16 protein-coding genes and 1 pseudogene are annotated in these 20,133 nt (G+C 31.9%); 4 read left to right on the top strand and 13 right to left on the bottom strand.

Annotated elements, in window-relative coordinates; translation table 11 throughout:
• Window positions 1-3 precede the first annotated feature (3 nt).
• The 13 genes from dapE to ileS form a co-directional block, all read right to left on the bottom strand.
• Entirely contained in the window at window positions 4-1,104 is a 1,101-nt protein-coding gene (gene dapE / locus BGS43_RS01025; protein WP_096568482.1) for a succinyl-diaminopimelate desuccinylase, read from the bottom strand.
• A 3-nt stretch (window positions 1,105-1,107) separates the two neighbouring features.
• A complete protein-coding gene (locus BGS43_RS01020; protein ID WP_096568479.1) occupies window positions 1,108-1,707 on the bottom strand; it encodes a LysE family translocator in 600 nt (199 codons plus the stop codon).
• Window positions 1,700-2,401, bottom strand: coding sequence for an SIR2 family NAD-dependent protein deacylase (locus BGS43_RS01015; protein ID WP_025399026.1), 702 nt, complete (start codon window positions 2,399-2,401; stop codon window positions 1,700-1,702). Before BGS43_RS01015 ends, BGS43_RS01020 begins: the two co-directional genes overlap by 8 nt.
• 42 nt (window positions 2,402-2,443) lie before the next feature.
• Window positions 2,444-6,502 (bottom strand): N-6 DNA methylase, encoded by a 4,059-nt coding sequence (locus BGS43_RS01010; protein ID WP_096568476.1) that lies wholly within the window; start codon window positions 6,500-6,502, stop codon window positions 2,444-2,446.
• Between the two features lie 8 nt (window positions 6,503-6,510).
• Window positions 6,511-8,718 (bottom strand): endonuclease MutS2, encoded by a 2,208-nt coding sequence (locus tag BGS43_RS01005; RefSeq protein ID WP_096568473.1) that lies wholly within the window; start codon window positions 8,716-8,718, stop codon window positions 6,511-6,513.
• On the bottom strand, window positions 8,711-9,061 hold the full coding sequence (locus BGS43_RS01000) for a hypothetical protein (RefSeq protein WP_002795645.1): 351 nt from the start codon (window positions 9,059-9,061) through the stop codon (window positions 8,711-8,713). The genes BGS43_RS01005 and BGS43_RS01000 overlap by 8 nt, the downstream gene beginning before the upstream one ends.
• The gene (gene murC, locus BGS43_RS00995) at window positions 9,054-10,352 is read right to left on the bottom strand and encodes a UDP-N-acetylmuramate--L-alanine ligase (protein WP_079478779.1); all 1,299 of its coding nucleotides are present in this window, start codon (window positions 10,350-10,352) and stop codon (window positions 9,054-9,056) included. Before murC ends, BGS43_RS01000 begins: the two co-directional genes overlap by 8 nt.
• A 120-nt stretch (window positions 10,353-10,472) precedes the next feature.
• Window positions 10,473-11,255: a carbon-nitrogen hydrolase family protein gene (locus BGS43_RS00990; RefSeq protein WP_096568470.1), complete on the bottom strand. Its 783-nt coding sequence runs from the start codon at window positions 11,253-11,255 to the stop codon at window positions 10,473-10,475.
• On the bottom strand, window positions 11,248-11,421 hold the full coding sequence (gene xseB, locus BGS43_RS00985) for an exodeoxyribonuclease VII small subunit (protein ID WP_002777040.1): 174 nt from the start codon (window positions 11,419-11,421) through the stop codon (window positions 11,248-11,250). Before xseB ends, BGS43_RS00990 begins: the two co-directional genes overlap by 8 nt.
• A complete protein-coding gene (gene guaB / locus BGS43_RS00980; RefSeq protein ID WP_002803448.1) occupies window positions 11,418-12,872 on the bottom strand; it encodes an IMP dehydrogenase in 1,455 nt (484 codons plus the stop codon). Before guaB ends, xseB begins: the two co-directional genes overlap by 4 nt.
• A gap of 9 nt (window positions 12,873-12,881) precedes the next feature.
• Window positions 12,882-14,243, bottom strand: a complete 1,362-nt coding sequence (gatA, locus tag BGS43_RS00975; protein WP_096568467.1) for an Asp-tRNA(Asn)/Glu-tRNA(Gln) amidotransferase subunit GatA — start codon at window positions 14,241-14,243, stop codon at window positions 12,882-12,884.
• Entirely contained in the window at window positions 14,240-14,362 is a 123-nt protein-coding gene (locus BGS43_RS10000; RefSeq protein ID WP_002777045.1) for a hypothetical protein, read from the bottom strand. Before BGS43_RS10000 ends, gatA begins: the two co-directional genes overlap by 4 nt.
• Window positions 14,355-17,111, bottom strand: a complete 2,757-nt coding sequence (gene ileS / locus BGS43_RS00970) for an isoleucine--tRNA ligase (RefSeq protein ID WP_096568464.1) — start codon at window positions 17,109-17,111, stop codon at window positions 14,355-14,357. Before ileS ends, BGS43_RS10000 begins: the two co-directional genes overlap by 8 nt.
• Window positions 17,112-17,201: 90 nt before the next feature.
• Here ileS and BGS43_RS00965 point away from each other — a divergent pair, with 90 nt between their 5' ends.
• The 4 genes and pseudogenes from BGS43_RS00965 to BGS43_RS00950 all read left to right on the top strand — a co-directional run bounded on the left by BGS43_RS00965 (window position 17,202) and on the right by BGS43_RS00950 (window position 20,016).
• Window positions 17,202-18,290 (top strand): CinA family protein, encoded by a 1,089-nt coding sequence (locus tag BGS43_RS00965; RefSeq protein WP_002780268.1) that lies wholly within the window; start codon window positions 17,202-17,204, stop codon window positions 18,288-18,290.
• 11 nt (window positions 18,291-18,301) lie between these two features.
• Window positions 18,302-18,727 (top strand): GNAT family N-acetyltransferase, encoded by a 426-nt coding sequence (locus BGS43_RS00960; RefSeq protein WP_057098349.1) that lies wholly within the window; start codon window positions 18,302-18,304, stop codon window positions 18,725-18,727.
• 63 nt (window positions 18,728-18,790) lie between these two features.
• Window positions 18,791-19,411 (top strand): annotated as a pseudogene (locus tag BGS43_RS00955) (nitroreductase family protein).
• On the top strand, window positions 19,411-20,016 hold the full coding sequence (locus BGS43_RS00950) for an NAD(P)H-dependent oxidoreductase (protein WP_002777066.1): 606 nt from the start codon (window positions 19,411-19,413) through the stop codon (window positions 20,014-20,016). Before BGS43_RS00955 ends, BGS43_RS00950 begins: the two are co-directional and overlap by 1 nt.
• Window positions 20,017-20,133: the final 117 nt, after the last annotated feature.

Genomic DNA, 20,133 nt, shown 5'->3' with positions numbered 1-20,133 from the left:
TTCCTAGTTAAAATTCTCCACCAAATCTTTAAAAACAAGACAAAGCTTTTCAAATTCTTCTATACTTACCCTTTCATCAATAGCGTGAATTCTATCATTACAAACCCCAAATTCTACTACCTTTACACCGTATTTTGCAAAATACCTTGCATCACTTGTACCGCCTTTGGTATTAAGCTCTGGCACTTCATGAGTGATTTTTTGAACGCTTTCATTCATTTTTTGAACGATTTTATTATCGATATTTGTCAAAAAAGCTTCGCTTGATTGTTTTAGCTCTAACTCACAGTTTAAACCATGACAAATTTTTTCCACATAAGCTCTTACATCTTCTAAATTTGTATCAGGAGAATTGCGAACATTAAACATAAGTCTTAAATCATTTGGAGTAACATTACACACCCCCATACCTCCACGAATATCAGTTATAACGATTTTTGAAGGGCTAAATTCAGCACTACCTGGATCAAGATCAAAACCCGCTAAAAGTTTTAAAACCGGTGCAAAATCATGCACAGGATTGATACATTTTTCAGGATAAGCAACATGCCCTTGTTTTCCACGGATTAAAAGTTTTCCATTGATAGAACCACGACGCCCTATTTTAATACTATCGCCGATTTTTTTAACACAGGTTGGCTCTGCAACCACAGCATAATTAGGTAGCATATCTCTTTCTTGCATCCATTCTAAAACAGCCTTAGTTCCATATATAGCTTCGCCTTCTTCATCACTTGTTAAAATAAGACTAAGTCTTGCTCCTTTAAAATCCGCATTCTTTGCCGCATCCACAAAGGCTGCTACTCCGCTTTTCATATCTTGAGCACCCCTTGCATAGATAAAGCCTTCTTTTTCCACAGGCGCAAAAGCATTATTACTCCAACCCTCGCCTGCAGGCACTACATCTACATGCCCACCAAAAGCTAAATGCTCGCCTTCATCTTTAAATTTTTTAGTGAGTAAAAGGTTTTTAATGCCTTCTTTTTCTATGAAAAAAGCTTCAAAATCACTCAGTTCCATAGCGATGAAATTTAAAGCTCCATCATCATTTGGCGTAACAGATTTAAATTTTAAAAGTTCGATTAAAAATTCTTTTGCATTCATTTTTTATCCTAAGAAAGTTTTATATAATAAATTAAGAGCAAAATACTCTATAATTATAGCTGAAATTATATTGATTATAAAAACAACTTTTGCACTAAAAACATGACTATATCTTACCACCACAAAGGCTAAAGCACTTACCCAAAAAAGTATAGCCACAACAAGCCCTAAAGTCATCAAATAAGCATGATCGCTGCTTAAAACCACACTTGCAGCGCTAAGCCAAAATCCTATCACAAAAGGATTTGAACCATTTAAAAAAGCTCCTTTAATATAACTTTTCAAAAGACTTTCTTTAAATTCTTTATGCTCTAAATTTAAGCTTTCTTTCTTTTTTCTTAGCATCAAATACGCCATATAGCTTAAAAAACAAAAACCAAAAATCGCCAAAAAACGCATAAAAATGACATTGTCTAAGAAATTTAAAAGCCCAAATTGAAGCAAAAAAAGATAAAGCATATCTATACTAAATGCTCCAAGTCCTACAACTATGGAATTTTTAAAAGCTTTTAGTGCATAAGTTAAAATCAAAATATTTACAGGTCCAAAAGGCACACTCACTCCAAAACCCAAAAAAACTCCACTTAAAAAAGAATCAAACATTACCATCTTTCATAAAATTTTCTATATCAAGTGCGATTTTATCAATAGCGTTTATAATATCTTCTATATAGATTTTATCAAAATACCGCTCTAAATTCGCATCTTTTTCGTAGATATTTAAAATACTTTTTTCGCACATTGAAGCATAACGCCCTACAGGCAAAACCGCCCCACTTGTGCCTATGCTAATAAATAATGAAGTTTGATGAAGTAAAGAATAAAGCGTAGCATAAGCAGGAGCTTGCTCTTCAAACATGACTATATTGTGTCTTAAATTTTGGCTTTTGCATTTTGGGCATTGTTTATCAGCGATTTTTTCATAGCCTATATTAAAAATTTCATCACAGGATAAACAGCGAAGCTCGGGTAAAAAACCATGTAAATGCACCACTTCCCTGCAGCCTGCACGCTCTAACAAATCATCAACATTTTGCGTAAGGATGAAAAGATTTTTACCCCATTTTTCTTTTAATTGTACGATTTTTTCATGGGCATAATTTGGCTTTACACTTTGAAGTTGGACTCTTCTTGCATCATAAAAATCAAGCACTTTTTTAGGATTTTTTCTAAAACCTGTTGCAGAGCAAACCTCCATAACATCGTATTCTTCCCAAAGTCCATCATTGTCTCTAAAAGTTTTAAGCCCGCTTGGAGCAGACAAACCCGCTCCGCTTAATATCATAATGTTTTTCATCGCTAAACCTTATAAAATTTACAAAGTTTAGCGAAAAATGCTTTAAGAAAATAAATATTTTTGCAAGATTTTTTCTTTTTCTTTTTCTAAAAATTCTAATTTAAGATTAAGAAAATCAATTTGTTGTTCTACTAATTCAATGTTTTGAACAATTTTTTCTTGAATTTCTAACGGTGGGAGTGGGATTGTAAGATTTTCATAAAAACTTATAGGAACTCTTTTGTGTCCACTTGCTCCAGTCATAGCAAGAGCTGCTTTTTCTCTTATATTTTGTTGATTTAGATTATAGAATAAGAAACTGCTATCAAGCCCTGTTTTTGCTCTAAAAATATGAAATTCTGTGCTACCAAAACCTATGTTATTTGTTAGATTTTTTGCGATAGCACATTTACCATTTTCCATGCAAGGAGTAATTTTTGCAATCAAAATATCATTTTCTATAAAATATGTGTAGCCTTTTCTTACTTCGTTTAATGACCTATCTATCTTACTTTGAATATAACCCTTATCTGAAACACTAGCCATTTCTATAAATGAGACAAGCATATTTTCATCAAGTTTTGATATTTCTTTTTTACTAGGATTAAGTTCTATATATTGTTCATTCTTTAAAGAAATTCTCTTCCAGCCATCTTTTGGAGATATCAGAAGGGTGTCTAAAATAGCTTTTATATTCTTGACGAATTCTTTAAATTTCTTTAAGTCTTCTTGCCTTGCATTAGTAAAATCATCTATAAATGAAAACAAGAGATTAAAATCAAGCTTAGATTCTAATTTTTGCAAATTTTCTAAAATAGAATTTAGCTCATACCCCCCCCCATCATCTATAATACCGCATTTTTGAAGTATTGCCTTGATTAAATTTTGATACTCTTCTACACTCATTCTTATTGTGTTATACTGCTCTTCTACCTTTTCACATTCTGCCACGATTTGCTTTTGAATCTCAAAGTCTGCATTTGGTATTAAAATAGATTCTAAATTTGTTTTATTGATTCCGCCTTGAGCCGAACCTGTAATTTTAGACTTTAAAGCTTGTTGTCCACTATAAGAATGTAATATATAAAATAAATATTTTTGTTTTGCTATATTATCACAACGCAATAAAAAAATATGCTCATTAATCATTGCAGATTTCCTAATAAATTCATTACGCACCATTGCAATTTTTCCAGTTAATGCACCATCTTTACATATTAAAATATCAAATTGTTTTACAATTCCTTTATCTTGCAACGCAAAACTTTCATAAAATTCTATTGGTACATACTTAGGATTATCTAATTTGATATACCCACTTTTATTGTCTATATGTTCTCCACCAAGACTCAGTGCACCGTTTTCATATTTGCCGACACCACCACTAGGACGCTTTGCGGTTTGAATATCTAATACAAAATCTTTAAGTCTTACTAACTCAAATTTAGAATTTATAAAAGGATTAGACATCTCACTTTGCGTTGAATTGCTAGGATTTAAACTTATAGCTTTATTAAATTCCACTTTTTCAAAATCTGTCATATCAACAAGCCTTGCTTTACTAGCATAGCCTTGCAAATCTTTTGGTATATCGCTAAGAGTTTTTAAAAATGCTTTACAAATTAAAGTATTAAGCTTAGTCTCATTTTGTGGATTGCCTCTTTCAAAAAGTGGGCTCAAATAAGGCTCGTGCAATTCTTTTAAACCTTCATCACCTTTTCTATTACTCCACTCATAACCTAAAAATTTCTTTTGTTCTTTTATATCACTTGGGGATTTTATGATTAAAACTTCTTGATTAAGACTTAGACTAAAATAAAGCAATTTATCCTTTTCTATTGCCTGAGCATAAGCTAAAAAGGCTTTATCTTCTAAATCTTGCTTATCTTTACTTTCTTTATAAATTTTAGATTCTTTAAGTTTTTTATAATCACTTGTTTGCCTAAATGCATTGCGATAATCTTTAAAGGCTTCTAACTCTGCAAGATTAGAATCTAAGTTTCCATTTAAAAAATTACTATAAAGCTCTTTATCAAATTTTCTAAAATCACAATACGCACTTAGATAATTTTGATAAAAATTTTCATTGTCTTTTAAATTTTCAGCTTCTATGCGTTCTTTAATCAAACTATAATCTTGAGAAATAAGATGATTTTCTTGTTTAAAAGTTTCTTTTTTGCGTAAAAATAAAATAATCGTATTTGTCCCTGTTGCTCCAAATGTTTGATTACCTAGCTCTACAATGGCAATAAAATCAAAATTTTGAAATAATATTTCTCTTGTATTTTTATAAATAGAATCTTTATTTAAAATAGAACTTGGTAAGATAATAGCAGCTTTAGCATTATCATTTAAAATTTGATTTGCTCGCTCGCAAAAAAAGCATTCGATAGAATTATTTGTTTCTATGTTTATATCATCGTTAAAAAGTTTATAGGTATTCTTAGATTTATCACTTAAAGTTTCTAAAAATCCTTTTACAGAATAAGGCGGATTTGCTATAAGCAAATCAAAACTATTTGATTCTATTTGTGGTTTTGCTTTTTCTCCTTCTAAATTATTTGTATTTGCTAATTCAAAAGAAGCAAGTGCATCAGCATATAAAATATTGATTTCATTTTGCCCATACATTGCACTTGATACCTTAGAAACCTTACTTAAGCGATACTCTTTTTCAATACCATAAATATTTTTATAATGCTCTTTAAGCTCATCTTCTGTTAGATAACGCTTAAGCTCATTGGCATAGGTGTTTAAAAAATGTCCAGCACCACAAGCATAATCAATCACCCTTAAAGCTTTAGAGCTTTTGCTTAACATTTCTTGAAGCGGTAAAGAATACATAATAAATTCACAAATTTGAATAGGGGTAAAAAACTGCCCTTCATCTTGCTTCATACCTTTTTGCAAAAAAAGTTCAAAAAGATTGCCTAAAAATTGATTTGTAGAGTTTTGAGTAAGCTTGTAATTTGCAAAAAGCTCTACTATTTCTTTTAATACAAGTGCATTTTTTAAGAATAATTCTTTATTATGCACTTCTAAAAATGCAAAATCATTATTTGAATAAAATTTTAATTCTTTGATGTAATTTTGCATTACTTCTTTTAAAGTTTTTATCTTTAATTGCTTAAAGTCTTTTTCTATATCTTCATTAGATACAAAGGTAATTTTCTCTCCTAAGAATTCTTTCATAGCTTCTTTATAAAGCCACATTAATCTATCTTGCATATTTGCATAAGTATCTGCCATTACACCAAAATATCCAAATTTGAGATTGTTTTTATTAAAAGTTTCATCATAGATTTTACAAAGAAAAATATTTACAAGTTTATCAAAAGCATTTTCCTTGCCTGATATATTATGCTTGCGTAAAATTTTTGCAAATTCGTGATATTTACCTTCTTCTTTAAGTTCCTTAAGATTATCAAAAGTTGGAGTAATTTCTAAAATTTTATAAGCATTGACATTTGCTTCAAAAATACCTTGTTTAAAATATTGCAGTTCATAACTTTCTTTCCAAGTTTTAAAAAGTTCTATATTGTTATTAGATTTTTTATAAGAATTTTGTAATTCCTTTTCTTTTAGATATTCTTCGTTATCGTAAGCTTGTATGATGTAATTTTTATATTCTAACTTATCGCTAAAATCACTTGTATAAAGACAAAGATATTTTACGCCTTTTTCTTGCTGAAAATAAGAAAAAAGCTGCCCGCCATCTTCTTGCATTCTATTCCATTCTTTTATAAATTCACTATTTTTAGAATCTGTGGTTTTACATTCTATAATCAAATAAGGATTTTTTTCATTATCCTTTACTAAAATATCAGCCTTACCACCTTTTTTATCCCTGCCAAGATTCCATTTTGGCTCTAACTCTAAATGTTGGGCCTTATAACCTTTTTCTAAAAGTCTATGCACACATTCAAAAACTACAAAATTTTCAGGGTGTGAAAAATTAGAAGTAGTTTTATCGTGAATTTTTATTTCTTTTGGGTAATTAATACTTTGGTTTTTATAATCTATTAAAAGTGTGTAATTATTGATTGTTTTTACATAATTTTCATTTTTATTTTTAAAGCCTAAGTTTTCTAGAACTTGTTTTAAATTATCTTTTGTAATCATTTATTTCCTTATAATTTCACCACCTTAGCACCAAAGCCACCTTGATTGATCGGTGCGTCATTAAAACCCTTGACACTTTTATGAGCTTTCAAAAACTCTCTTACAGCAAAGGCAAGCTTTCCTGTTCCTATACCATGGTAAACTAAAACTTCATCAAAGCCTGCAAGCAAAGCATCTGAAATAAATTTATCAAGCCTTGAAATAGCTTCATCACTCCTAAGCCCGTGCAAATCCAAGCTAACGCTAAGATTGGTCGGTTTTGCCACGCTAATGCTTGTTTTTGGACTTATTTTAGGTGTAGGAGTGCTTTTTTTAAGCAGTTTTAAAGGCACACGAAGTTTGATCCCATCACTTTCAACCATAGCATCGTTTTTAGAAATGCTTATGATTTTACCCTTAATTTTTTCATATTTTACAAAATCCCCCACACGCAATTCTTCGTTTTGCTCCATACTTGGCAAAATGATTTCTTTTTTAAGCTCATTGGCTTTATTAAGACTTCTTTGCTTGTCTTTTATATCTTTAAGCTGTATAGTTTTTTTAGCTTCTTCTATGGCTTTGTGAAATTTAAATTCTAAATTTCTCAAACTCGTACGAAATTCTTGTTCATTTTTTTCTTTTTGCTCTTTTAAGGAAAGTAAAATTTCATCGACTTTTTGCTCTTTTTTCTCGACATTTTCAAGCTTAGCTTTTAGTTCTAATTCAAGATTGATATTTTTACCCACAAGCTCTTCTAAATTTTCTTTATCCTCGCCATAAAGCTTTTTAGCCTCGCTAACTAAATTCGGCGGAATCTGATAACGCAAAGCGGTTTCAAAGGCATAAGATTTTCCTATGGTGCCTTTTAAAAACTCGTATTTTGGGCGTGAAAGCTCTTCATCATATAAGGCAGCGATGAGTTCAACTTGCTCATTCTTTGCTAAAAGCATGGCAAGGCGTTTGTGGTGTGTAGTAATGATGATTTTAAGATTATTAGCTATGAGTTTTGAAATCAACACACTATACAAACAAGCCGCTTCTTCAAAATCTGTTCCAAGCTCTATTTCATCGATACCTAAAAGCAAATTTTTCCTAGAAAAAAGTCTAGAAAAATGCAACATTCTTCCTGCAAAAGTTGAAATGTCGTTTTTAACATTTTGCGGATCTTCTATGATGGCATCAAATTCTTTAAAAGTACCGATTTTACTTTCACTGGCTTTAATATGCATAGGCAAAAGATGTTTAGCTAAAAATGCTGCGCTTAGCATGGATTTTAAAAGCATGGATTTTCCGCCTGCATTTACCCCTGTGATGATTAAAACTTGTTTTTTAAATTCCAAACTCACGCTTTTTGGATTTTTTAAGGCAGGATGAGCGAAATTTTTAAGCACTAAATCCGTACTTTGATCACACAAAACAAATTCAAAATCCCTTTTTTTAGCAAGCAAAACCCTAGCACTATAATGATCAAAAAGATCAAAGGCTGTATTGATAAATTTTAAAAAAGGTAGATTTTTTGCTAAAAAAGCTGAGAAATTTTTAGCGTATTCATAATAAATTTCTTCTTTTTGATTTTTGATTTTTTCTATATCATTTTGCAAATTTTCAACACTTAAAGGCACGATATAAAAGCCACCGCCACTACTTCTACCTATGATTTTAGCTTTTATAGCGTGGTTAAATCCCCCTCTTACAAGCAAGGCTTCAAGATTGTTTATAAGATGGATTTGTGTATCGATAAGATAAGGCATTAAAGCTTTTGTATAGCAAAATTTCTTAAACTCAGCTATTATGCTTTCATTTTTTAATCTTAGAGCTGTATTGATATTTACCAATCTTTCATCTAAGCTTTCTTTTAACTCGCCCTTTTCATCAAATTTTTCACAAAGATCTAAAATTCCATTGACAAATTCAATCTTTTCAAGCCATGAATTTAAATTGCTGCCTAAATTGAGCTTTTTGATCTTTTCAAAATAGCGAAAAATTTTTACAAATTCAAAAATCTCATCTAAATGTAAAACTCCTTGTTTGCTTAAATGTACCAAAGCCTTATCCAAATTTGAAAGCTCGGGCAAATTTGGAAATTCAGTCTCGCAAAGCTCATTGATACGCTTAAAATGAAGGTGAGAATCCCCCTGTAAAAAAATTTCTTTATCCCTTGCAAAACAAGACTTAAATTCATACAAATAAGTATTTAAATCAAGTTTTAAAAGTAATTCTTCTTTGATCTCATTCATCGTTTAACCTACAATCTCTAATATCGATAATCAACGAATTAAAGTTTTGATTATTATCCTTTGATATAAAGCTTCCTGTCCCAAATTCGTAATTAAAATAAGCTTTAGAGATATTTATATCTTTACATAAAATATTTTTATTTTGATTAAAAGCTACGATAATATCTGTTCTTAAATGACTTTTTTGCGTGTTTTCAAATTCAAAAAATACTGCTAAAACAATAAAAATCACAAGCAAAATACCAAAAAAAGGTTTAGTTTTTTTGCCTAATTTTTCACGCAAAGCAAAAGTGATTAAGGCTAAAATTAAGATGATTAAAAGATATAAAAAAAACCTACTCATTCTTTTGCCTTAATTTGTTGCTGATATCTCCTGCGCCAAAACCTATAATAAGCCCTTCTTCAAAAACTTGCCCCTTAGAAGCCACCAAAAATTTACCCTCTCTTTTGATATCTTCTACAAATAAAGCCTTAGGAAAAACCGCTTTTAAATCAAGTTCTATAGGCTCTTCTCCTGCAGCATAAACAGGTAAAATTACAAGCTCATCAATACTCTCAAAAGCCCTTGCAAATTCCTTTAAATTTGCAGCCAAACGCGTGTAGCGGTGGGGTTCAAAGATAGCTGTGATTTTCTTATATCCGCCTAATTTTGCGTATTCTTGTGCTGCACTTAAAGTCGCTTTTATTTCGGTAGGATGATGACCATAATCATCGATTAAAACCAAATTTTCATCAGCATGTAAAATATCAAAACGCTTTTTAATACCTTGATAATTTTTAAGCCTAGTTCTTATCGTTTCTATATCTAAAAAATTTAGAGCCGCCAAAATCGCCAAAGACGCATCAAGAGCTAAATGATATCCCATACCAAAAACCTTAAATTCACCTAAATCTTTTAACTCAAAACTTGTAAAAGGTTTGAAATTTTCTATACACATGGTGCAGTTTTTGATATCTTTGCTTGGATAAAGTTTGATTGACTCATTTTTATAATTTTTCAAAAACTCATCTTCAGCATTAATCACGCGAATTTTAGCCACATCTAAAAACTGCGTATAAGCATGATGGAGTTTTGAAACTTCATTGCCATAATGATCTAAATGCTCTGCTTCTGCATTAGTAACTATAGCCAAATAAGGATTTGAATTTAAAAAAGAACTATCGCTCTCATCAGCTTCAAAAACAAGGTTTTGGCTTTCTTTATAAATCATATTTGAACCAAATTCTTTTAAAATCGCTCCGATAATCACAGAAGCATCATCAAGCAAAGAAGCTAAAATACTTGAAGTCGTACTTTTTCCATGTGCTCCTGCAACTGCAAAAACGCGCTTATCTTCTAAAATAAGAGGTAAAGCCTCTTTGCGTGAAAGGCATTTAATGCCTAATTCTTTAGCGTATTTAAATTCAGGATTTTCTTCTTTGATAGCAGCAGAATAAATAACTAAATCTTTGTTTAAAATATTATCTTTATGATGAGGGATACTGACCTTAACCCCTTCTTTTTCTAGTTCTTTAGTGATTTTACTCTCTTTAAGATCACTTCCGCTAATCTTAAAACCTTTTTCTTTTAAAAATCTTGCTAAAGCGGAAATTCCTATACCGCCTATGCCGATAAAATGGATATTTTGCATCATTTAAACCTTTATACTTTAAAGGCTAAATTTTAGCACTTTTTTACTAAAAAGAAAATATAAACCTTAGCTTCTATCAGCTCTAGATAACTTTTATAAACTTATAAATCTATAAGTATAAATTTAATTTTTAAATTCTTTTATTATCTTATCAAAACCCCAAAGTTTTCTTGCTTCATCACTTTTTTTAGGCTCTATGATAAGCATTTCTTCTTCAGAACCCAATTTACTTTCTATCTCACCAAAAGCATTGATAAACAAAGTATCACCGTAAAAATTCCATTCATCTTTTGTTTTACCTATGCGATTGACTCTTAAAATGCTTGTAGAATTTAAAAACGCTCTTGTTTTTAAAAGTTCTTCCCATCTTTGTTTACTTTCAAAAGTACAAGCACTAGGAACGATAACCAAATCAATTTTTTTCGCCATAATCTGTTGCCAAAAAATATCAAAATGTGTCTCAAAACCAAAAAGCAAAGCACATTTTAATTTTTCATAATTAAAAGTAAAAATTTTTAATTCTGATGGAGTTTTGTTGCTGAAAAATTTTTCTTCATTCCAATGTTCATAAGGCATTAAAATTTGCTGTTCATAACTTTTCACACCATTTGGAGTAACTTTTAAGCAAAGTTTTTTATAACTTTTAGCTTCAACGCTTACATAAGGAGCGATGATTTCTAATTCGTATTTTTTAGCAAGTTTAATCAAGCTTTCTTTTTTAGCTTCGCTTTGTTCTTTAATTATAGACTTTGGCATAGCCAAAAGCTCTGTAAAAAAACTATTGATCACATATTCGCCCAAAACGACTAAATTTGCTCCACTATCCTTAGAAGCTTTTAGATAATAATCAAGCCTTGATTCGCTCAATGCTAAAGTCGGAAACTGCAAAGCAGCAATCTTACTCATCGATATGCTCCACTTCAAGCCTTGCTTTTTCAAGAGCAAGCCTTGCTTTTTCAATGCTTTTTAATCCTTCTTTATAAATTTTCACACTTTCATCTAAGCTTAATTCTTTATCATTAAGTTTCTCTAAGGATTCATTTGCATTTTTTAAGTTTTCTTCAAAACTCATTGATTTACCTTATAATTTGGCGCTTCATGGGTTATCGTTACATCATGAACATGACTTTCTTTAAGTCCCGCACTTGTGATTTCAACAAATTCAGCCCTTGCTTGAAAATCTTCTATATCTTTAGCTCCAACATAACCCATAGAAGAGCGAAGTCCTCCTAAAAGCTGATGCACGACATTTTTTATACTTCCTACATAAGGCACGCGTCCTTCTATACCTTCAGGAACTAATTTATCTTGTGCAGTTCCTTGCTGAAAATATCTATCCGAACTTCCCTTTTGCATAGCCCCAAGTGAGCCCATACCACGATAAGACTTATATTGTCTTCCTTGATAAGTAAAAAGCTCTCCTGGACTCTCATCCGTTCCAGCTAAAAGCGATCCTATCATAACAGAACTCGCACCTACAGCTAAAGCTTTTGCGATATCACCTGAATATTTGATCCCGCCATCGGCTATCACAGGAACGCCAAATTTATTTGCTTCTTCCACGCACTCATCAATGGCTGAAATTTGTGGCACGCCCACACCTGAAACAATACGCGTAGTACAAATACTTCCTGGCCCAATACCTACTTTAACCGCATCTACCCCTGCTTCGCAAAGTGCTTTTGCTGCAGCTGCAGTAGCGATATTTCCTGCGATAAGATCTAAATTTGGATATTTAGTTTTAATCGCTTTTACCGTATCAATAATACCCTTAGAATGCCCATGCGCAGAATCAAGCACAACAACATCAACGCCTGCTTCAACTAAAGCATCCACACGATCCATTTGCCCTACTCCTATAGCCGCACCCACGCGTAATCTTCCAAAATTATCTTTATTGGCATCAGGATATTCTTTGCGTTTTTTAAGATCTTTTATAGTGATAAGTCCTTCCAAGCGTCCTTGTTCATCAACTATAGGAAGTTTTTCTACTTTGTTGGTGCTGAAAATTTTTTCCGCATCATCTAAAGTACAACCCTTTGGAGCAGTGATTAAAGGCATTTTAGTCATAACATTTTCAACCAAATTTGAAAAATCACTCTCAAATCTTAAATCACGATTGGTAAGTATGCCTATTAGTTTCTTATCTTCATCCACTACAGGAACACCTGAAATTCTATACTCTGCCATGATTTCTAAAGCCTCTGCAACACTTGCTTTAGGACTTACAAAAATAGGATCGATAATCACCCCGCTTTCGCTTTTTTTCACTCTTTTTACTTCTCTAACCTGCGAGGCTATATCCATATTTTTATGAATTACACCAAGCCCACCAAGTCTTGCCATCATGATAGCAGCTCTGTGCTCTGTCACTGTATCCATAGCCGCAGAGATTAAAGGCATATTTAAAGTGATGTTTTTAGTAAGTTTGGTATGAATTTTTACTTCCTTAGGTAGAACTTCAGAATACCCAGGACGCAATAATACATCTTCAAAAGTTAAAGCTCTTTTTACAATTTTCATCTTTCATCCTTAATTTTTAATCATTTGTTCTAAACTTAAAGCCCCATCTAACAAGGTTTGTTCATCATAAGCTTTGCAAATCAGTTGTGCTGATATATTAAGCCCTTCTTTATCTTTTGCAACAGGCACACTAATGCCTCCAAGTCCTGCTAAATTTACAGAGATAGTATAAACATCTTCTAAATAAGTTTGCATAGGGCTTTTCTTCGCATTAAATTCAAATGCAGTTGTAGGAGTTACAGGCATCAAAATAAGATCAGCATCTTGTAATATTTCTTCATATTTTGCCTTGATAAAAGCCCTAGCCTTTTGTGCTTTTATATAATAAGCATCATAATATCCACTGCTTAAAACAAAAGTTCCTAACAAAATTCTTCTTTTTACTTCTTCTCCAAAACCTTCGCTGCGTGTATTTACATACATTTCTTTTAAATTTTGGATATTTTCAGAACGCTTGCCATAACGCACCCCATCATAACGACTTAAATTTGCACTTGCTTCAGCTGTTGCGATGATATAATAAGCTGCAATGTCAAATTTAGAATCAAGTAAATTTTTATATACAATCTCATGTCCATTAGCTTTTAACATATCTATGGTTTTTAAAAGTGCGTTTTTTACTTCAGCGCTTGCTTCATTGACATAATTTTCTATCACGGCAATTCTTAATTTTTTCTCTGCATTTAAATTAGGAGCAGTAGATGTAAAATCTATTTGTGCACTTGTGCTATCCATTTTGTCATATCCTGCGATCGCATCATATAAAATTGCCGCATCTTCTACATTTTGCGTTAAAACCCCAATTTGATCCAAACTTGAAGAATAAGAAGCCAAACCATAGCGACTCACTCTTCCATAACTCGGTTTAAATCCTACGCAACCACAAAAAGCTGCAGGCTGACGTACAGATCCTCCTGTATCAGAACCCAAACTTGCCAAAGCCAAGCCACCCGCTACCGCAGCAGCACTTCCACCACTTGAACCACCTGGAACTCGAGCGAAATTTAAAGGATTTAGGGTTTTTCCATAAAATGAAGTTGCACTTGAGCTTCCCATGGCAAATTCATCCATATTAGTCCGTCCATAAGGACTAAAACCTTTAGATCTTAAATTTTTAATAGTAGTAGCATCATAAGGAGCTACATATCCTTGTAAAATTTTACTTGCGCAAGTTAATTCCCAGTCTTTTACACTGATATTATCCTTAATCGCTATAGGTATACCTTCACCCCCATCGCTTAAGTCTTTGCCTAAGAATTGCTCTATATAAGCACCTATTTTATTTTCTTTCTTAGCCTTATCATTGAGTTCTTTTTTTAGATTTTCAAGCTCTTCTTTAGAGTATTTCAAAGCTTCTTTTAAAGTTATCATTCTTTTTCCTTCTGTTTCTTTGCCAAATTTTTAATAAAAACAACCGCCACTGCACAAAAAATAGCGGTGATTGCTATAGTAGCGATAATAATGGAATTGGGGATAGGATTATCAAGCATGTTTTAAAACCTCAGCGCAACGCATGCAAGGCTCATCCTCTTTAGCGCTTTCTACTTTCCAACATCTAGGACATTTGCAAAGCGTAGCTTTCATAATCCTAAAACTTTCATCCCCTACTTCAAATTCACACAAAACTTCACCCTGTAAATTTTCATCAAAACTTACCATAAACCAATCATTTAATTCATCTTTAGGTATAGAATTTAAAAGTTTTGAATTTGTGTCAAGATTAAGTTCTAATGTTGATTTGATCACTTTGTCTTTTTTTAGTATATCGATATTTTCAAAGAATTTCTCACGCACGCTCAATAAAAATTCATCATCTATATTAAAATCATATTCGAATTTTTCTTCCAAGCTCAAATCAAATACATCTTTAGCGTCGCCTTTTATTAAGCTATTAGCATGCTCCAAAGCCTCATCTACACTATAAGTTAAATTTGGAGCTAATAAATTTAAAAGTTCTCTAGCGATTAAAGCCATTGCCACTTGTGCAGATTTTCTGCGCTTGCTATTTTTAGCATCACAATACAGCCTGTCTTTGCTTATGTCAAGATAAATTCCACTTAAATCAGCGCTTAAGAAATTTAAAAGCACATTAAAACCTTTTGCAAATTCATAGGCTAAGAAATTTTCTTTAGCACTTTCAAATACGCGTGTAGCACGAGTCAGTATCCATTTATCTATAAAGCTAAATTCCTCTACTTCTAAATTTTCCAAGTCATTAGTATTTGCAAGTAAAAATCTTATGGTATTTCTTATTTTTCGGTATTGCTCGCCTACTTGCTTTAAGATATTGTCTGAAATTTTTAAATCAGTAGAATAATCACTCAAAAGTATCCAAAGTCTTAAAATTTCCACCCCATAAGTTTTAGCTACATACTCAGGAGCTATAACATTACCTTTGGATTTTGACATTTTTTGCCCTTTTTCATCCGTGGTAAAGCCATGGGTTAAGATGCTTTCATAAGGAGCAAATTCATTGATAGCTGTTCCTACAAGCAAAGAGCTTTGAAACCAACCTCTATGCTGATCGCTTCCTTCTAGATACATACTTGCTCTCTTCTCTCCTGCATCATAGATTCCGCTATTTAAAACTGCATTCCAAGTACTTCCACTATCAAACCAAACATCTAAAATATCATAAACTTTTTCTAAATTGTCTGCATTGTATTTTGAATTTGTAGGAATTAAATCTTTGATTTCAAACTCCCACCACGCATCAGCACCGTGTTTTTCAAATATATTTGCCACAAAATCAAAAAGCTCAGCATCAAAAATCACTTCTTTAGTATTTTTATCTCTAAAGAAAGCTATAGGCGTCCCCCAATCTCTTTGTCTTGAAATACACCAATCTGGGCGATTTTCCACCATAGAGCCTATTCTTTTTACTCCGCTTTGTGGATAAAATTTTGTTTTTAAAATTTGCTCTTTAGCACATTCTCTTAAAGTTTTACCCTTTAGTTTTGGCTCATCCATTAAAATAAACCATTGCTTAGTCGCTCTATAAATCACAGGTTTATGTGTTCTCCAGCAAAATGGATAGGAGTGTATAAATTTAGAAGAATGTAAAAGATGATTTCCTAAAAGCTCTAAAATTTTTTCATTAGTCTTGAAGATATGAAGTCCGATAAATTCATCAAGCAAATCGGATGGCAAGAGTCCTTTGTGGCGCAAGGTTTCATCATAACAACCCCCATCATCCACAGGCATAATCACTTCTATATCGTATTTCAAACAAGCATAGTAATCATCCTCGCCATGTCCTGGAGCTGTATGCACAAGCCCGCTTCCACCTTCCATTAAAACATGCTCACCCATAATCAAGATAGATTTTCTTGAATTTAAAGGATTGATAGCCTCTAATTTTTCAAACTCTTTTGCATTAAGCTCTTTTTGAATTTCACCCTTTGTCAAACCTTTAGCTATCATACTTTCAAGCAAAGCACTAGCAAAAATCAATCCTTCTTTAGTGATAACATAGTTTTCATTTGGATTTAAAGCGATAGCTTGATTTGCCACCAAAGTCCAAGGAGTAGTAGTCCAAATCACTGCACTTGCTTTTGAAATGCCCAATTTTTGACAAGATTGCTCATCTAAGTCAAAAGCCACAAAAATAGAATAATCCTCTTTATCTTCATACTCTACCTCAGCTTCAGCAAGAGCTGATTTAGCCGCCCAGCTCCAAAAAACAGGTTTAGAACGCTCGCAAAGCAAACCTTTTTTAGCAATCTCGCATAAAGTGCGGTAAATCGCCGCTTCAAATTCAAATTTCATCGTAAGATAAGGCTTATCCCAATCCGCAATCACACCAAGACTTTTAAATTCGTCTCTTTGGATGTTCACAAATTCGTTTGCATGCTCTCTACAAAATGATCGAATTTCTTTTTTACTCAAGCTTTTTTTCTTATCTCCAAGTTTGATTTCAACTTGCTGTTCTATAGGCAAGCCATGACAATCCCAACCTGGAGTAAAGCGAATGCTTTCTCCGTTAAAATAATGCATTTTGATAATCGTTTCTTTTAAGATTTTATTTAAAGCATGTCCTATGTGGATATGTCCATTAGCATAAGGAGGGCCATCATGAAGAGTAAAAGCTTTCTTCGCCTCTTTACGTTTTGTTTTCATTTTTTCATAAGCGTAATTCTTGCTAAACCATTTTTCAAATCTCTTTGGCTCAAATTCTGCCAAATTAGCGCGCATTGCAAAAGTAGTATTTGGCAAAAGCAGGGTATCTTTATAATCCATTGTTCCACCTAGATGAAGTTTTTATAATCTTAAATTCTACTCAAAATAATTTAAAATTTAGCTATAATTACTATAAAAAAGGAAAAAATTATGAAACATTTGCTTTTTCTTATCGGTGATGAACTTATAATGAATGAAAATTTTAAGGATTATATTTATCGTAGTTATGAAAATAAATTTAAAGAAATTCATGAAACTCGTTTTCAAAATAAAACCGATAAAGAATTACCCTTTTTGCTTGAAAAATTACTAGACAAATATGATTTCATAACTCTTTTTACCACGCCAAACCACTATGCTACCATAGCAAAAATTTTAGCCACCCTAAGTGAAGACAATCTAGTCTTAAAAGAAGATAATCTAGTCCCTGATAAAGCTTATTTTCAAAAGGATAGTTTTATATGTGATTTTATCAATTCAAAAATCAATGTTATCAAAACAAATCCAGGACAAAAACTTCCTCCTTTGCTTGGAGATATTTTTCCTAATTTTGCTTATTTTTGTTTATTAGGCATAGATGATGAGAGTGCCGTTTTACTGCTTGATACCTTAACCAAATCTTACGAAGTCAGTATAAAATCAAGCAAGATATTAGAAAATCTTACTCTTATTAAAGCAAGTTGTGTTAATTTTGGCAAGCTAGATGGTTTTTTAACGAGTGTAAAAAATCTTTTTGGACAAAAAGTATTTTTAGGCAAAGATCCTATACAATTTATCGTTTCAAAACTTTTAGAAAAAAAGATCAAAATTTCTTTTGCAGAAAGCTGCACAGGCGGACTTTGCGCAAGCACTCTTACAAAATTTAGTGGAGTGAGTGAAATTTTTGAAGGTTCTATCGTAAGCTATTCTAATAAAATCAAACACGAATGGTTGGGTATTAGTGAAAGCATTTTAGAAAATCAAGGCGAATACAGCGAGCGTTGTGTGTATTTTATGCTTAAAGGTATCTTTAAAACTGCAAAACCTGATTTTGCACTAGCTATTAGCGGTGTTACAGGAGAGCAAGATGAAGGGTTGGTAAAATCAGGCACAGTTTATATAGGAGCGATGTTTAAAGATGGAACATTCGTCCAAGAAACTCTTTATTTAAGTGGCGACCGTGAATTTATGCAAAAACAAGCTACTTTAGCGACTTTTTGCTTGCTTTTAAAATTAAAACCTGAAATATTTGAATTTTAAAGGGATTGATAGTGAGAGAAATTAATTTAAAAGAAGACTTAGAAAAAATTTATCCCTTGATAAAACAATTAAGAAATAATCTGTCTTTAGAGGATTTTTTAGAAAAATTTCAACTTGCTAAAAAAACTCAACATTATAAACTTTTTGCATATGAAGACAAGGGAGCTTTCAAAGCAGCTTGTGGAGTTATGCCCTTTAATGTACTTTATCATAATCATTGTCTTTATATTTGTGATTTTGTTGTAGATGAAGCCCTAAGAGGCAAAGGCGTGGGTCAATCTTTCTTTAAAAAAATTCAAATTTGGGCAAAACAACAAGGATATGAAGAATTGGAATTAAGCTCAAGTTTTTTTAGAACACAAGCCCATGAATTTTATATCCAAAAAATGGATTTTGAAAAATCTGGCTTTGTTTTTAAGAAAAATATCAAACTATAATATTTTTTGATTAAGTTTTGCATTTTATAATTGATATTATTATTTTTAATTAAAGGATTAAATATGAATTTTAAAGAACTAATTTCAAAACGCAGAGCTTGTAAACTTTTTAATGATAAAAAAATCAGTGAAGAAGATTTGCGTTTTATCTTAGAAAGTGGAATTTTAGCTCCTAGCTCACATGGATTTGAACCCTGGAAATTTATTGTTTTAGAAAATAAAGAAGATAATTAAAAGCTTGCTAAACTTTGTTTTGATCAGGCAAGCGTAGCAAGTGCGAGTCATAATATCATTCTTTTAGCAAGAAAAGACTTGCAAAGCAAGGATGAATTTGCGCAAAAACAGATTCGTCGTTTTGCAGGCTCCAAGGAAGAAAATTTCCAAAAAATTTTAAAAATTTATACCCATGATACTGATACAATGGATGAAAAAGAACTGTATCATTTTGCGCAACTTCAATGCTATCTTGCGATGATGCAAATGTCACTAGCTGCGATGAGTTTGGGGATTGATTCTTGTATGATAGGGGGCTATGAAAAAGATAAGGTGGATGATTTTCTTAAACTTGAGTATCCTTTTGAAACGGCTGTGATCTTATCTTTGGGCTATCAAGCTCACGAGCCAAAATACCCTACTCAACGTTTAAAATTTGATGAAGTGGTTGAATTTTATAAGGAGAAGTGATGAAAACAGAACTTGAAATTTTTAGCACAAGATATTCTTGTAGAAATTTTAAAAATGAAAAACTTAAAAAAGAAGATTTGGATACTATTTTAGAGATAGCAAGATTAAGTCCTAGTTCTTTAGGGCTTGAGCCTTGGAGATTTTTAGTGGTGCAAGATGACAATAAAAAAGAAGAGCTGGCTCAAATTTGCAATCAACAACAACATGTAAAAGATTGCGGGGCGTTAATTATCATCGTCTCAAGGCTTGATTTTTTAGATTATTTTGAAGATAAGCTTAGAAAAAGAGATATGAGTGAAGCAGAAATTCAAAAACGCTTAGATACTTATATGCCTTTTTTACAATCCCTTAGTCAAGAACAAAAAATATCCTATGCAAGAGAACAAGCTCATATAGCACTTGCGAGTATACTTTATAGTGCCAATGCTTTAAATATAGCAAGTTGTACCATAGGCGGTTTTGATAAAGAAAAACTCGATTCTTATCTTTTGCTTGATACTAAAAAAGAAAAATCTACTTTGGTGATAGCTTTAGGGTATTCTAATGATGAGAAAATTCCACAAAAAAATCGCTTTGAATTTGACAAGATAGTTCAATTTCTTTGATTTTTACCTTGCTCTTTTAGGCAAGGTGTTTATATTTTTTACATTATATTTCAAAAAAATATAAATTTAAATATTTTTTTACTAAAGCTTTGCCTAAATCTTATACAATTTTATCTA

Source organism: Campylobacter sp. 110, assembly GCF_002383965.1.
Classification (GTDB): domain Bacteria; phylum Campylobacterota; class Campylobacteria; order Campylobacterales; family Campylobacteraceae; genus Campylobacter_D; species Campylobacter_D coli.
This window is presented reverse-complemented; position numbering and strand designations above follow the sequence as displayed.

Coding starts and splice junctions, on each gene's coding strand:
- dapE (WP_096568482.1), bottom strand. CDS start 1,104: ATGAATGCAAAAGAATTTTTAATCGAACTTTTAAAATTTAAATCTGTT.
- BGS43_RS01020 (WP_096568479.1), bottom strand. CDS start 1,707: ATGTTTGATTCTTTTTTAAGTGGAGTTTTTTTGGGTTTTGGAGTGAGT.
- BGS43_RS01015 (WP_025399026.1), bottom strand. CDS start 2,401: ATGAAAAACATTATGATATTAAGCGGAGCGGGTTTGTCTGCTCCAAGC.
- BGS43_RS01010 (WP_096568476.1), bottom strand. CDS start 6,502: ATGATTACAAAAGATAATTTAAAACAAGTTCTAGAAAACTTAGGCTTT.
- BGS43_RS01005 (WP_096568473.1), bottom strand. CDS start 8,718: ATGAATGAGATCAAAGAAGAATTACTTTTAAAACTTGATTTAAATACT.
- BGS43_RS01000 (WP_002795645.1), bottom strand. CDS start 9,061: ATGAGTAGGTTTTTTTTATATCTTTTAATCATCTTAATTTTAGCCTTA.
- murC (WP_079478779.1), bottom strand. CDS start 10,352: ATGATGCAAAATATCCATTTTATCGGCATAGGCGGTATAGGAATTTCC.
- BGS43_RS00990 (WP_096568470.1), bottom strand. CDS start 11,255: ATGAGTAAGATTGCTGCTTTGCAGTTTCCGACTTTAGCATTGAGCGAA.
- xseB (WP_002777040.1), bottom strand. CDS start 11,421: ATGAGTTTTGAAGAAAACTTAAAAAATGCAAATGAATCCTTAGAGAAA.
- guaB (WP_002803448.1), bottom strand. CDS start 12,872: ATGAAAATTGTAAAAAGAGCTTTAACTTTTGAAGATGTATTATTGCGT.
- gatA (WP_096568467.1), bottom strand. CDS start 14,243: ATGATAACTTTAAAAGAAGCTTTGAAATACTCTAAAGAAGAGCTTGAA.
- BGS43_RS10000 (WP_002777045.1), bottom strand. CDS start 14,362: ATGCTTGATAATCCTATCCCCAATTCCATTATTATCGCTACTATAGCA.
- ileS (WP_096568464.1), bottom strand. CDS start 17,111: ATGGATTATAAAGATACCCTGCTTTTGCCAAATACTACTTTTGCAATG.
- BGS43_RS00965 (WP_002780268.1), top strand. CDS start 17,202: ATGAAACATTTGCTTTTTCTTATCGGTGATGAACTTATAATGAATGAA.
- BGS43_RS00950 (WP_002777066.1), top strand. CDS start 19,411: ATGAAAACAGAACTTGAAATTTTTAGCACAAGATATTCTTGTAGAAAT.